Source organism: Streptomyces sp. NBC_01334, from assembly GCF_035983595.1.
Lineage (GTDB): Bacteria > Actinomycetota > Actinomycetes > Streptomycetales > Streptomycetaceae > Streptomyces > Streptomyces coriariae.
The window spans coordinates 519331-532285 of record NZ_CP130718.1 but is presented as its reverse complement, the minus strand read 5'-3'; the positions used below and the strand labels follow the sequence as shown (position 1 = coordinate 532285).

Here is a 12955-nt window from a genome sequence, read left to right as displayed (position 1 = left end):
TCGTGGGCTCAGGCGTGCAACAGGGCGCGCAGCGCTTCGCGTTCGGCCCGGTCGGCCGGCGCGCTGTGCAGGGTGGGCGCGGACCTGACGAGCAGGCGGGTGTAGGGGTGGCGCGGTGTGTTGATGACGTCGGCTGCGGCGCCGACCTCGACCGACTCGCCCTGGTACAGCACCGCGATGCGGTCGGCGACGCCGGCCACGGAGCCGAGGTCGTGGGAGATGAAGACGAGGGCCACCCCGTCGGCGCGGAGCTCCTTGAGGATCTGGAGGACCTGGACCCGGTTGGCCGAGTCCAGGGCGCTGACCGGCTCGTCCAGGATCACCAGACGCGGTTCGGTGACCAGGGCCCGCGCCACCGCGACGCGCTGGCGCTGCCCGCCGGAGAGCTCGCCGGGCAGCCGGTCGAGGAGGTCCTCGGTGAGGTGGACCCGGGAGAGGAAGGCCCGCACCCGGGTGGCCGCCTCGGTGCGGGGGACGCCCTGCACGAGGAGCGGCTCGGCGAGCGAGTCCTCGACGGTGAGATCCGGGTCGAGACTGCGCAGGGGGTCCTGGAAGACGTACTGGACGACGCCCCGGCGGCGCAGCGCGCGCCACTGGCGGGGACCGTACGCGCTGACCTCCTCGCCGTCGACGACGATCGAGCCGGCCGAGGCGCGCACCAGGCCGAGCACGGTCCGCGCGAGCGTGGACTTGCCCGAGCCGGTCTCGCCGATGACGCCGACCGTCTCGCCCGCGGCGATGCTCAGGGAGACGTCGTGCAGGGCGCGGCGGCGCCGGCGGCGCGGTCCGTAGTGCACTTCCAGACCTTCGACGGCCAGGACCGGGGCGGTGGGCTCCCGGTTCGGATCGGTGCTCACGCGTCCTCCTCGGGGGCCAGGAACCTGTCCAGCCCGTACTGCTCGTGCTCGGCGATCAGGAGCCGGGTGTACTCGTGGCGGGGGTGGTGGAGGACCTCGTGGGTCGGGCCCTGTTCGACCACCTCGCCCTGCCGCAGGACGAGGACCTCGTCGCACAGCTGGGCGACGACGGCCAGGTCGTGGGAGACCACGACGAGGGCGAGGCCGGTCCGTTCGCGCAGGTCGGCCAGCAGGTCGAGGATCTCCGCCTGGACGGTGACGTCGAGCGCGGTCGTGGCCTCGTCGGCGATCAGGACGCGCGGGCCGGCGGCGATCGCCGCGGCGATGAGCACCCGCTGGAGCATGCCGCCGGACAGCTCGTAGGTGTACTGGCCGTACACCAGCTCCGGGTCCCGCAGATGCACCGCGCGCAGCAGCTCGACCGTCTGCCGGCGTGCCTCGCGCCGCCCGACCTTCTTCTTGACCCGGATCACCTCGGCGACCTGGGCGCCCACGCGGATCGAGGGGTTGAGGTAGGAGGCCGGGTCCTGGAAGACCGCGCTGATCGTCGAGCCCCGCAGGGAGGTCCACTCGGCGGGGGAGAACCCGGTGATGTCGTGGCCGTCGAGCTCGATCGAACCGCCGGTGACCTCGAAGTGGGAGGGCAGGATGCCCAGGGCGGCCCGGCAGGTGAGTGTCTTCCCGCTGCCGGACTCGCCGACGATGCCCACCGTCCGGCCCGGGGTGAGGTCGAAGCTCACCCCGTGGACGATCTCCCGTCCGGCGGCCTGGTCGCTGATGCGCACCTCGCGTACCGACAGCACGGACGGCGACGGCCGGACCTGCTTCGCGGCGTGCTCTGCGGGCGCTTGCAGCTTCTCGGACAGCGTGCTCATCACGCACCTCCGGCGGGAGCGGGGTCGGGCTTGTCGAGCCGGTTGGCGCGGGCCCTGCGGTTGTTGAGCAGCGCGCGGCCCGCCTCGCCGGAGACGTCGCGGACGGCGTCGGCGAGGAGGTTGCAGGCCCAGACCGTGACCACGATCAGCAGGGCCGGCGTGAGCGGCGCCCACGGGCGGTGACTCAGGTAGCCGAGGTCCGAGGCGAGCAGACCGCCCCAGGTGGGTGCGGGCGGCTGTACGCCGATGCCGAGGAAGGTCAGGCTCGACACGATCACGAAGCCGACGCCGACGGTCTGGGCGAGGGCGACCGCGATGGGCGGCAGCACCTTGACCCAGACGTGGCGGCGCACGACCCAGCCGAGGGAGGCCCCGGAGACGATCGCGGCCTCCACGTACTGCGAGCGGGCCACGGCCAGGGTGGCGGCGCGGGAGACCCGGTAGAACAGCGGGGAGACCAGCACCCCGGTGACGAGCATCGCCTGGGTGATCCCGTTGCCGAGCAGCGCGACGACCGCGACGGCGAACAGCAGGAAGGGCAGGGCGACCAGGGTGTCGGCGAGCCGGAGGGTGATCCATTCGAAGGCCCGGCCCAGGTACACCGACAGGATGCCGGGGACCACCCCGACCACCAGCGCGGTCAGCGCGACCTCCAGCGAGCCGAGCACGCTGACCCGGGAACCGTCGAGGAGCCGGCTCAGCACGTCCCGGCCCAGGTAGTCGGTCCCCAGCCAGTGCGCGCCGGAGGCGGCGGCGAGGGTGTGGTCGCTGGTCGCCAGCGGATCCTGGGGGGCCAGCAGTGGACCGAGCGCGGCGAGGACGGCGATCACGGCCAGAACGACGACGGCGATCCGCCCGGACGGCAGGGCCAGAACACGGCGTACCACGGTCACACCCCCCGTTGCGATGCGGGCGTCACACGCGCCAGCACCAGGTTGACGAACAGGTTGAACACCACGACCAGGACGATCGACACGACGAGGACCCCCTGCACGGCCGGTACGTCGCCGGCCTGAGCGGAGTCGTTGGCGAACCGTCCGAACCCCTGGAGACCGAAGATCCACTCCGTGACGACGGAGGCGCCGACGAGGGAGGGGAACTTCAGGCCGAGGGTCGCGAGCGCCGGCCCGAGACCGTTGCGCAGCACATGACCGAAGAAGACCCGGCGTGGGCCGAGACCTCTGACGACGGCGCCCGTCACGTAGTTCTCGCGGTAGGCCGCGATAAGACTGGAACGCAGTTGGCGGGCGACGTCGGCGACGACGTCGAAGCTCAACGCGACGGCGGGCAGGGTGATGTGGGCGAGCCACGGCCCCAGCCCCTGCTCCGCCGGGATGTACCCGGCGGAGGGGAACAGCTTCAGTTGGACGGCGAGGACCGCGACCAGCACGATCCCGACGACGAAGGCCGGCATCACCGAGATCGCCGTGACGAAGCCGGTGATGGCGCGGTCGATCCAGGTCGTGCGGCGCAGGGCCGCGACGGTGCCGAGGGCGAACCCCACGACCACGCCGATCAGCAGCGCGAAGGTCGCCACCGACAGGCTCACGCCGAGCCCGAGGCCGATCAGGGTGGAGATGTCGGCGCCGTTGGTCCAGCTCGTCCCGAGCTGTCCGTGCAGGACGCCGTCGAACCAGTCGCCGTACTGCACCAGGAAGGGCCGGTCGAGACCCCACTGTGCCTCGACCCTGGCGATCGCCTCGGGTGTCGCCTCCTCGCCCAGTTGGATCCGCGCCGGGCTGAGCCCGCTGAGCGAGCGCAGCGCGAACGTCACGAACGTCGCGACCAGGAAGACGGGCACGAAGATCGCGATCGACCGGGCGAGGGTGGCCAGAACGCGGCCCGGTGTGTGCCGCGTCCTGGCCGCGGCGGCCATGCGACGTCCGTCGGGCGCGGCCCGAGTCTCCGTCGTCGTCATGGGGTGCCCCCTCTCAGTGGTGGACGGAGCGTCAGCTGCCGCCGATGGTCACGCCGGTCCAGTCGATGTGGGCCGGGTTCTTCGGCAGGCCGGAGATGGACTTGCTCTTCGCGATGAGGTTCGGCTGGGAGTACGTGAACACCAGGGCCTTGCTCTGGAGGCCGGCCCGGGTCGCTGCCTGGAGGACCTTCGTGTAGTCGGGCGAGTCCAGCGGGGTCTGGCGGACCTTGGCGACGGCCGCCTCGAAGCCCGAGGGCTCGTAGGGCGAGCTGAGGTTCAGCGGGCCATTGGGGCCGAAGTGCGCGGTCAGGGTCTGCACCGCCGAGTCCCGCCCGGTGGTGCCGTACAGCGAGAACGTCAGGTCCTTGGCGAAGAACGGCGTCGACCAGTTCTTGTCGATCTTGATGGTGACGGTGATGCCGACCTTCGCCAGCTGCGACTGGACGATCTCCGCCTGGGGGTCGTCCGCCGGGATGACCAGGTTCAGCTTGATGTCACCGGCCTTGTGGCCCGCCTCGGCGAGAAGCTCCTTCGACTTCGCGGGGTCGTAGGCGTAGGCGTCCGCCGACTCGGGGTCGTAGGCCACGTATCCCTTGGGGAAGGGCTGGTCGGTCACCTCGCCGTAGCCGAACGTCAGCTTGTCGACGAACTCCTGACGGTTGATCGCGTGGCGGACCGCGTCGACGACCTTGTCGTCGTCGAACGGTGCCTTGTTGATGTTGAGGCTGATGTTGGAGGCGTTGAACCCGGGCTGGACGAAGACATCGAGGCCGGCCTTCTCGGCGGCCTCCGCCTGGCTGGGTTTGATGTCGGCGAAGTTGTAGACGCCGGTCTCCAGGCCGGAGACCACCGTGGACGCGTCGGGGGCCGAGGTCAGTTCGACGTTGTCGATGTGGATGTTCTCGGCGTCCCAGTAGTCGGGGTTCTTCTTCAGGACCGCCTTGGTGCCCGGCACGATCTGCGTGACGACGAACGGGCCCGCGCCGACCGGGTTCTGGTCCAGCTTCTCCGGAGACTCGGCCGCCTTGGGGCTGGTGATCTGCAGGACGCGCTCCCCGAGCAGCTGGGGGATCTGGTAGTCGACCTGGCTGAGCCGGACGACCGCGTCGAGCCCCTCGGCCGTCACCGACTTGATGGAGGTCAGGTCACCGAAGAGCGCCGAGTTCTTCTGGTTCTTGGCGCGTTCGATGGCCGCCTTCACCGCGGCGGCGTCGACCGGCTCTCCGTCGCTGAACTTGAGTCCCGGGCGCAGATGGAAGGTGATCTGGTCGCCCTTCGCGTTGTACTCCCAGCTCTTGGCCAGGTCGGGCACGGCCTTGCCGCTCTCGTCCGTGCGGGTCAAGGAGGCGTACACCAGGGCGAGTTCGCGGAACTGGGCGCCGCTGCCGCCGACCACCGGGTCCCAGTGGGTGGGGAAGTAGGAGGAGGTCCACTTCAAAGTGGCGTTGCCGCTCGCCGAGGCGCTCTCGCCGCCGCAGGCGCTGAGGGCCGGGACGAGCACGGTGGCGAGGGCGGTCCCCAGGGCGGCGGCGCGCAGCCGGCCCCGGCGTGAGGAGGGGAGGTTGAGTCTGGGGCGGCGCGGCGTGAGTCGTCCGAACATCTCAATTCTTTCTTCGAGGGCTCCGGCCGTGTCAGGGCTGCGGGCTCGTGAACGAGGGCGTGTGCCGCGGCTTCGGACGTCGGTGCGCGCCGGAGCGGACATGCCGGCGTGCTGCGGTGCGCGCAGGGGCATGCCGGGCTCAGGGCGGCGTCGGCCAAGTCGCGGGGGAGTGCCGGGATGTGTGAGGAAGGCAGGCGAGGAGTCGCGAAGGAGACGGCGCGAGATGACGGGCGTTGCGCGGACGAACGGCGGGAGGCCGGTGCCGGCTTGTGCGGTCAGGCGCCTGTGGACCGCGGGCGGCGGGCGGTCAGCGACAGAGAGCGCTACAGGTGCGCCGCAGGTCCACGTAGCGGCACACCACACCGGGGTGCGTCGTGAGCATGCTGCACATCCTGGGGTCAGCCGTCACGGCCTGTCAATGGACACCAAAAGGTGTCTCATTCGGCGGGACGGCCTCTGAGCGCTGATCAGAGCCCTGTCAGGTGGCGGGCGGAGAGCCGCGCCCGGCGGCCGGGTGCGTTCGGGCCTCCTCGGGATGCAGCCACAGAGGGCCGCCTGCGGTCTCCACCCGGACGGCGCCCGCAGGCGGCCATGAACCTCGCGTGAGCAGTCCGCGCTCCGGCTCGGTGAGGCTCCGGTAGCGCGCGAGCGCCTCCGTCGGATCCAGTCGCGCGGGGGCCGCCGCCAGCCCCGGCTCCAGGGCGTCGACCGCGGCGGTGTACTCCTCGTACGACCGCCAGCCGGGCACGGCACGGGCGCCGACGGGCGAACGGAAGAGCAGCGTGGGCAGCGCGTACCGGTGCCCGCCGTCGGGGGTCTCCTTGGCGGCGCCGGGATGCGGGGAGGACCCGTCCGGCACGGACAGCACCGCGCGGACCGGCCGCCGTGCCTCGGCGTGGTCGGCGCGCACCCGGGCGAGTACGGCTGCCGAGGCCGCGTCGGCCGCCAGCCGCTCGTGGTCCAGCCCCGGCACACCCCGCGCCGCCGACAACGCGAGCGCGGGCGTGTCCGCGGGCTCGCCCAGGACGAAGACGCTCTCGCGCAGCCGGCGCAGCACCCGCTCGGCCACCTCGGGCCCCTGGAGTTCGGCGGCCTTGGCGACCAGCGAGACGGGCCACGAACTCGCCGCCACCCGGCTGAGCCGGAACGCCCTCGGCGCGTGGGTGTGCCCGCTGATGTCCTCGACGTAGCGGGAGTACCAGGCGGTCTCGGCGGCCGCGTCGGGGGCCGGGTCGTCGTCGTGGTCGAAGAGGATGCAGTACACGCGACGCCAGTGGACCCGGCCGGCCAGGGCCGCGCGCAGCCCGCGGAAGACGGGCTCCGAACCCCACGCCCAGGGGCACAGCGGATCGGTGTACTCCACCACCTCGACCGGCGCACGACCTGCCTCGCTCGTCACGCGGCTCCCTTCCGGTCCAGCTGTCCGCCCACTGCCTCGGGCAGCAGCGCGGTCAGCGTGGTTCCGCCCAGGACGGCGGCGGCGTCCGCCTCGATTCGGCGCCACACCCCGGGCAGGCCGGAGGCGGGGCCGGGATAGTCGAGCCCGTCCAGCGGCTCGCCCCGCAGGGTGATCAACTCGCCGTCCACAGCATGCGAGACGTCGAGCAGGGTGATCTCGTCGGCGGGCCGGCCGAGCCAGTACCCGCCTTCGCAGCCGCGCTGGCTGCGCACCAGACCGGCCCTCCGCAGCTCGCCCACCACGGACTTGAGGAAGCGGAACGGGATCTGCTGCGAGGAGGCGATGGCCTCGCACGTCAGGGGGCGGTCGGGTTCGCGGGCGAGCTCCAACAGGGCCCGCGTGGCGTAGTCCGCCTTCGCGGAGATATGCATGCGCACATGATGCCCGAAGAGCGGGCCGCAGCCAGGACTTCCTTCCCTTCTCCACCTCTGTTGCGGGAACATTGCCGCAGGTGAAGCGCAATGGACACCTCTTGACATCCTTTTCGGAGCGGATCTAGCGTCCGACCTATGAGCGAGCCGCTGACCACCCCCGGCGAAGGATTCCACCCCCATCTCGGCGACCGTGCGGATCACCCGGTGACGTCCCTGCGCGCCCGGCTGCACCACATCCGCGCCGACGAACTCGACGGCGACACCGCCCAGACCGGAGGCATGCGCAGGTTCGCAGCTGTCAGCGGCACGACGGTCGGCTCCGAGAAGCTGTGGATGGGCCAGACGCACGTCGCCCCTTCGACCTCGTCCTCGGACCATCACCACGGCGAGTCCGAGACCGCCATCCATGTGGTGAGCGGACACCCCGAGTTCGTCTTCCTCGACGACTCCGGCGGCACCCCGGAAGAGATACGGCTGCGCACCTCTCCCGGCGACTACATCTTCGTCCCCCCGTTCGTGCCGCATCGCGAGGAGAACCCGGACCCGGCCGAGGAGGCCGTGGTGGTCATCGCCCGCAGCACCCAGGAGGCGATCGTCGTCAACCTGCCGCACCTGTACGTACGGGGACGCGAGCAGGACTGACCGGCCGGGGACTCCCGAGTGCCGAGGCGGCTCAGTACGGGCTGGTCTCGCCCTCGGTCGTCACGCCGAAGGTGTTCAGGAAGTTGCTGACGAGCTGGTAGAAGCCGACCGTGATGACGAGGTCGGAGAGCTGCCCCACCGTGAGGAACTCCAGCACCTCCGCACGCTCGGCGTCGCTGAGGGTGTGCCGGGCGAGCAGGCGGTCCGTGCAGCGCAGGACCGACGCCTCCTCGTCCGACAGCCCCTCCGTGGAACCGGTGGCGGCAGCGCCGAGCACGTCCTGGCTCAGACCGACCAGGCGGCCGATGTTCTCGTGGTGGTGGACCTCGTACGAGGCCTGGTAGACGCGGCCCACCCGCACGATGGCGAGCTCGCGCAACCGGTCCGGGAGCGAGTTGCGCTGCAGGATCGCGTCGGCCGTCTCCAGGAGCTCGGGGGCGAGTCGGGGCGAGTGCATGATCATGCGGAAGACGTTGAGCGAACCGCGCGCAGCCACGGCTTCCCGCAGCTCCGCCGGCAGGGCCGTCAGGTCGGGGTACTCCATGGTGAACTCCTTCGTCAGGGGCGGCTCGGCCGAACTGCCGGATCGGATCGGTGCCGTCCCACTGTGCCGTGCGACCCCGGAGCGTCGCGAGGACACCACCCCGGGGCAGGGCACGGTCGTGGAGCTGATGCGCCCGGCCGAGAGGTCAGTGCGCGTCCGTGTCCCCCTGGCTGCGCACGACCTCCTTCACCTTGGCCACCGCGAAGCCCCAGCCCTGCGCGACGGTCGGCTTGGCCGGGACGGCGATCTCGTCCGGGTTGGTGAGCACGTCGAGCAGGACGGGCCCGGGGGTGCTGAAGGCCCGGCGGACGGACTCCTCCAGCTCGGCCGGGTCGGTCACGCGGATGCCGGTGATGCCCATGGCCGTGGCGACGGCCGCGAAGTCGGGGTTGTCCAGCACGGTGCCGAACTCCGGGAGCCCGGCCTGTTCCTGTTCGAGTTTGACCATGCCGAGGCGACGGTTGTCGAAGACGACCAGCTTGACGGGGAGCCGGCTCGTCCTGAGTGTCATGAGGTCGCCGAGGAGCATGCTCAGCCCGCCGTCGCCGCAGAAGGCCACCACCTGGCGGTCCCGGTCCAGGCACTGGGCGCCGAGAGCCTGGGGCATGGCGTTGGCCATGGAGCCCAGGTTGTAGGAGCCGATCAGCTGCCGCTCGCCGCGCATCTCGACGAAACGCGAGAGCCACACGGTGGCCATGCCCGTGTCGGAGGTGAAGACGGCGTCGTCGTCGGCGAGGCGGTCCACCACGGCGGCCAGCGCCTCCGGGCGGATGTCACCGGCGCGGTTGTCCAGCGCGGAGCGGAGGCGGCCCACCACACTCTTGTCGTGCGCCGGGTCGGCGAGCCGCGCCTGCCCCTCGCGCCACCGCTCGAAGCGTTTGCGGGCGCCCTCCAGGTGCGAGCGGTCGCGCGCGCCGTCGCTCCCGGCGGGCGCGACGGCGAGCTGGGCCAGGAGATCCCGGACGGTCGCTCCCGTGTCACCGACGAGCCCCACCTCCACGGGCACCCGGCGCCCGATGTGTGCGGCCTCGGTGTCCACCTGGATGACGGTCCGGCCCTCCGGATACCAGTCCCGGTAGGGGAAGTCGGTGCCCAGCAGCAGGAGCGTGTCCGCGTCCTGGAGGGCCGACGCGGCCGCCGGGTTGCCGATCAGCCCGGTCTGGCCGACCTGGAAGGGATTGGCGTCGCCCTCGAATCCCTCCTTGGCCTTCAGCGTGAGCACCATCGGCGCGGCCAGCCGGTCGGCCAGGGCCAGTACGTCCTCGCGCGCGGCGCGGGCGCCTCGTCCGACGAGCAGCGTGACCCGCCGCGCCCGGTCGAGCAGCTCGGCGGCCCGCCGGACGGCGGACTCGTCCGGTCGGCTCACCGGGGCGTTCAGCGAGAACCGGGCCGGCCGGTCCGCGCTCAGCTCCCGTTCCCCCAGGTCACCGGGGACGGTCAGAACGGCGACGCCCTTGCGGCCCAGCGCCGTGCGCACCGCCGTCTCCAGCATCTGCGGCAGCTGGTCGCCCGAGGTGATCGTGGCCCGGAAGACGGCGACGTCGCTGAAGAGCGCGTCGTTGTCGACCTCCTGGAAGTAGTCGCTGCCGAGTTCGGCGAGCGGGACCTGCCCGGCGATCGCCAGCACCGGCGTACGGCTCTTGGCCGCGTCGTACAGCCCGTTGAGCAGGTGCACCGAGCCGGGGCCGACGGTGCCCATGCACACGCCCAGAGTGCCGCTGAGCTGCGACTGGGCGCTCGCGGCGAAGGCCGCGGCCTCCTCGTGCCGACAGCCCACCCACTCCAGGCCCTCGGTGGTGCGGATGGCGTCGGTCAGCGGGTTCAGCGCGTCGCCGACGACGCCGAAGACCTGGCGTACGCCAAGTTCGCTCAGCGCGTCCACGATGACGCGCGCGACAGTTCGGGCCACGGGATCCTCCGGATCAGACGGTGAAACGGTCGGGGTCGGCGGCGTTCCAGTCGGCCGCCCAGGAGATGGGCGGCTCGGCGAGCAACTGCCCGGGCGCCAGCCACTCGTAGAGTTCCTCGAAGGAACATTCGGTGCGGGGGTCGATGCGCCGGCGGAGCATATGGGGACGCAACTGCGCGGGATCGGAGACGCCCATGGACGCCATGATCTGCAACGCGCTCGCCACCGTCGCCTCCTGCAGGCGCCGGACCCGGAGCGTCTTGTCGCCGACGTGGAGCGCGCGGGCCCGCCGGGGGTCTTGCGTGGTGACACCGGTGGGGCAGGTGTTCGTATGGCACCGCTGCGCCTGGATGCAGCCGACGGCGAACATCATCGCCCGAGCGGCGTTGCCGTAGTCGGCGCCCTGCACCATGCGCTTGACCAGGTCGGTACCGGTGGCGATCTTGCCACTGGCGCCGATCCTGACCCGGTGGCGCAGACCGGTGCCGACGAGGGCGTTGTGCACGGTCAGGAGCCCCTCGGTGAGCGGGGTGCCGACGTGGTCGGCGAACTCCAGGGGCGCGGCCCCGGTGCCGCCCTCCGCCCCGTCCACCACGATGAAGTCCGGGGCGGTGCCCTCCGCCAGCATCGCCTTGCACACGGCGAGGAACTGTCGGCGCGACCCCACGCAGAGTTTGAAACCGGTCGGCTTCCCACCGGACAGTTCCCGCATCCTGGCGATGAAGCGCACGAGTTCGCGCGGCGTGGAGAACACCCGGTGGTAGGGCGGTGAGATCACCGTCCGGCCTTGGGGCACGTCCCGCACCCGGGCGATCTCGGCGTCGACCTTCGCTCCGGGCAGGACTCCGCCGATGCCGGGCTTCGCGCCCTGCGAGAGCTTCAGCGACACGCACTTCACGTGCTCGTGCGCGGCTTTGTCGGCGAACTCCTCCGGGTCGAAGTCGCCGTCGTCGGTCCGGCAGCCGAAGTAGCCGGTGCCGATCTCCCAGACGAGGTCACCGCCCGGCCGCAGGTGGTACTCCGACAGTCCGCCCTCGCCGGTGTCGTGGGCGAAACCCCCGGCCGCGGCACCCCCGTTGAGGGCGAGGATCGCGTTCGCGGAGAGCGAGCCGAAACTCATCGCCGACACGTTCAGCAGCGCCATGTCGTACGGACGGCCGCAGTCGGGTCCGCCGATCCGCACCCGCGGTGCGGCCTCCGGCACCGGACACGGCGCCATCGACGGCACCAGGAACTCGTGGCCGGGGCGGTAGACGTCCCGCTCGGTGCCGTACGGCTGCTCGGCGTCGGTTCCCTTCGCCCGTTCGTAGACGATGGTGCGTGTGTCCCGGTCGAAGGGACGGCCGTCGAAGTTCCGCTCGATGAAGTACTGCTGCAGTTCCGGACGGATCCTCTCCAGGAGGAAGCGGGCGTGCCCGAGGACGGGATAGTTGCGCAGCACGGAGTGCCGGCGCTGCGTCAGGTCCCAGGCGCCCAGCAGGCCCGGCACGAGGAGCGGCACGGCGGCGAACCACCACCACGGCGAACTTCCCACCGCGGCCGCGCCCGCCACGAGCGCGGCGAACAGAGCGAGGACCACCAGTCCGATACGTGTCACCTCCCCCGCGTTGCCCGGCAGCCGACGATCATGTCCCCCGTTCCTTCCAGAGATCGTCAAGAAATGGGGCGCAGAGATTCAGGTGCACCTGGGCATCTCGGGTGTCGAGGCACAGGCCCAGCTCAAGGTGCGTCTCCACCACGTCGCGAAGATCATCGACCGAGTGCTCACCACTCTCGACCGCAACCCGGAGATCCTGCACGAGCTGGCGCGTGGAGTCGGGTCCGCTGTGCAGGATGTCGGCGGCGGAGCCCGTCAGGCAGTGGGGGAGCTGGGTACGGGTGCCGGAAGGGCCGTCCAGGAGGTCGGCTGGGGCGCCGGAGCCGCCGTACAGGATGTCGGTCAGGGAGCCGGGAGGGCCGTTCAGGACGTGGGGCAGGGCGCCAGGGCTGCTGTCCAGGACGTGGGCCGGGGCGTCGGCTCCGTGGCGCAGGATGTCGGGCAGGGAGCGGGGAGGGCCGTTCAGGACGTGGGCGGTGGTGCCGGGCGCGCGGTGGAGGATGTCGGCCGTGAGACGAGCCGGACCGTGGGAAGCGCCGGCGAGGCGGTGGGCAGCACCGCCGGGAGCGTGGCCGGACAGGCCGCGGGTGTGACGGAAGCGGCAGGCGACACAGTACTGGGCGGCGGCCACGCCGTTGCGGACGCTGCTGAGACGGCGAACGCCACCGCTGAAGGGACCGAGCCGGCCGAGCCGCGTGCGGCGCGCAAGAGCGCGGAGGGAGAGCGGGGCCGGGCCGGCCGGAGTCAAGGCGGCACCCGCACGCGCCGGGTGCGCGGAGAGGACGGGAAGCTGCCGCCAAGATCCAGTCGCCTACGTACCGCCAGGGAGCCGCAGGAGCCGCCCTGAACGCGAGGGGCGGGGGCCGGGAGCCCGGTGGGGGACATCTTGTTCCGGTCGACGGTCCACGCCGAACGGCTCCGCTTCACGCAGGAACCCCAGACAGTCGTTCGCTTCCCCGGCACCGGGAAGCGAGAGTCGACGAGCCACAGCGACCGGACCCGGCTACCGGACCCGGTCATCCCCGGTGAGGAATACCAGGACGTCACCGTCGCCTACCACCTTGCGACCCGGCTCACCGGGGAACCGGAGGCCGGGCGGAGCGGTGACGACGACACGGACGGGTGATTCGCAGTGCCAACGGTCGCGGAGTCGGCAACATGGTGATTTCCGTTTCGGGCG

Annotated in this window: 13 protein-coding genes; 2 read left to right on the top strand and 11 right to left on the bottom strand. The window is 71.7% G+C overall.

What is annotated here, in order from left to right; all coding sequences use genetic code 11:
- Window positions 1-8 precede the first annotated feature (8 nt).
- The 7 genes from OG736_RS02445 to OG736_RS02415 form a co-directional block, all read right to left on the bottom strand.
- Window positions 9-857: an ABC transporter ATP-binding protein gene (locus tag OG736_RS02445; RefSeq protein WP_327180897.1), complete on the bottom strand. Its 849-nt coding sequence runs from the start codon at window positions 855-857 to the stop codon at window positions 9-11.
- Window positions 854-1732: an ABC transporter ATP-binding protein gene (locus OG736_RS02440; protein ID WP_327180896.1), complete on the bottom strand. Its 879-nt coding sequence runs from the start codon at window positions 1730-1732 to the stop codon at window positions 854-856. Before OG736_RS02440 ends, OG736_RS02445 begins: the two co-directional genes overlap by 4 nt.
- Window positions 1732-2619, bottom strand: a complete 888-nt coding sequence (locus OG736_RS02435; protein WP_327180895.1) for an ABC transporter permease — start codon at window positions 2617-2619, stop codon at window positions 1732-1734. The genes OG736_RS02440 and OG736_RS02435 overlap by 1 nt, the downstream gene beginning before the upstream one ends.
- A gap of 2 nt (window positions 2620-2621) precedes the next feature.
- Complete coding sequence (locus tag OG736_RS02430) at window positions 2622-3650, bottom strand: ABC transporter permease (protein WP_442816992.1); 1029 nt, start codon at window positions 3648-3650, stop codon at window positions 2622-2624.
- A 31-nt stretch (window positions 3651-3681) separates the two neighbouring features.
- Complete coding sequence (locus OG736_RS02425; RefSeq protein WP_327180894.1) at window positions 3682-5250, bottom strand: ABC transporter substrate-binding protein; 1569 nt, start codon at window positions 5248-5250, stop codon at window positions 3682-3684.
- 478 nt (window positions 5251-5728) lie between these two features.
- The gene (locus OG736_RS02420; RefSeq protein ID WP_327180893.1) at window positions 5729-6649 is read right to left on the bottom strand and encodes a DsbA family oxidoreductase; all 921 of its coding nucleotides are present in this window, start codon (window positions 6647-6649) and stop codon (window positions 5729-5731) included.
- On the bottom strand, window positions 6646-7080 hold the full coding sequence (locus tag OG736_RS02415; protein ID WP_327180892.1) for an RrF2 family transcriptional regulator: 435 nt from the start codon (window positions 7078-7080) through the stop codon (window positions 6646-6648). The genes OG736_RS02420 and OG736_RS02415 overlap by 4 nt, the downstream gene beginning before the upstream one ends.
- Before the next feature lie 138 nt (window positions 7081-7218).
- Here OG736_RS02415 and OG736_RS02410 point away from each other — a divergent pair, with 138 nt between their 5' ends.
- The gene (locus OG736_RS02410; protein WP_327180891.1) at window positions 7219-7725 is read left to right on the top strand and encodes a cupin domain-containing protein; all 507 of its coding nucleotides are present in this window, start codon (window positions 7219-7221) and stop codon (window positions 7723-7725) included.
- 31 nt (window positions 7726-7756) lie between these two features.
- Here the strand turns inward: OG736_RS02410 and OG736_RS02405 are convergent, their stop codons facing one another.
- From OG736_RS02405 to OG736_RS02390, 4 genes are all read right to left on the bottom strand, one after another.
- Complete coding sequence (locus OG736_RS02405; RefSeq protein ID WP_327180890.1) at window positions 7757-8269, bottom strand: carboxymuconolactone decarboxylase family protein; 513 nt, start codon at window positions 8267-8269, stop codon at window positions 7757-7759.
- Between the two features lie 145 nt (window positions 8270-8414).
- Complete coding sequence (locus OG736_RS02400; protein WP_327180889.1) at window positions 8415-10178, bottom strand: thiamine pyrophosphate-dependent enzyme; 1764 nt, start codon at window positions 10176-10178, stop codon at window positions 8415-8417.
- 13 nt (window positions 10179-10191) lie between these two features.
- A complete protein-coding gene (locus OG736_RS02395) occupies window positions 10192-11775 on the bottom strand; it encodes an FMN-binding glutamate synthase family protein (RefSeq protein ID WP_327180888.1) in 1584 nt (527 codons plus the stop codon).
- A 28-nt stretch (window positions 11776-11803) separates the two neighbouring features.
- Entirely contained in the window at window positions 11804-12523 is a 720-nt protein-coding gene (locus OG736_RS02390; protein WP_327180887.1) for a hypothetical protein, read from the bottom strand.
- Between the two features lie 126 nt (window positions 12524-12649).
- Here OG736_RS02390 and OG736_RS02385 point away from each other — a divergent pair, with 126 nt between their 5' ends.
- Window positions 12650-12901, top strand: a complete 252-nt coding sequence (locus tag OG736_RS02385) for a hypothetical protein (RefSeq protein ID WP_327180886.1) — start codon at window positions 12650-12652, stop codon at window positions 12899-12901.
- Window positions 12902-12955 lie beyond the last annotated feature (54 nt).

What these genes read in the sequence shown, in the direction of transcription:
- OG736_RS02440 (WP_327180896.1), bottom strand. Translation starts at nt 1,732, where the DNA reads ATGAGCACGCTGTCCGAGAAGCTGCAAGCGCCCGCAGAGCACGCCGCG.
- OG736_RS02430 (WP_442816992.1), bottom strand. Translation starts at nt 3,650, where the DNA reads ATGACGACGACGGAGACTCGGGCCGCGCCCGACGGACGTCGCATGGCC.
- OG736_RS02425 (WP_327180894.1), bottom strand. Translation starts at nt 5,250, where the DNA reads ATGTTCGGACGACTCACGCCGCGCCGCCCCAGACTCAACCTCCCCTCC.
- OG736_RS02415 (WP_327180892.1), bottom strand. Translation starts at nt 7,080, where the DNA reads ATGCATATCTCCGCGAAGGCGGACTACGCCACGCGGGCCCTGTTGGAG.
- OG736_RS02410 (WP_327180891.1), top strand. Translation starts at nt 7,219, where the DNA reads ATGAGCGAGCCGCTGACCACCCCCGGCGAAGGATTCCACCCCCATCTC.
- OG736_RS02405 (WP_327180890.1), bottom strand. Translation starts at nt 8,269, where the DNA reads ATGGAGTACCCCGACCTGACGGCCCTGCCGGCGGAGCTGCGGGAAGCC.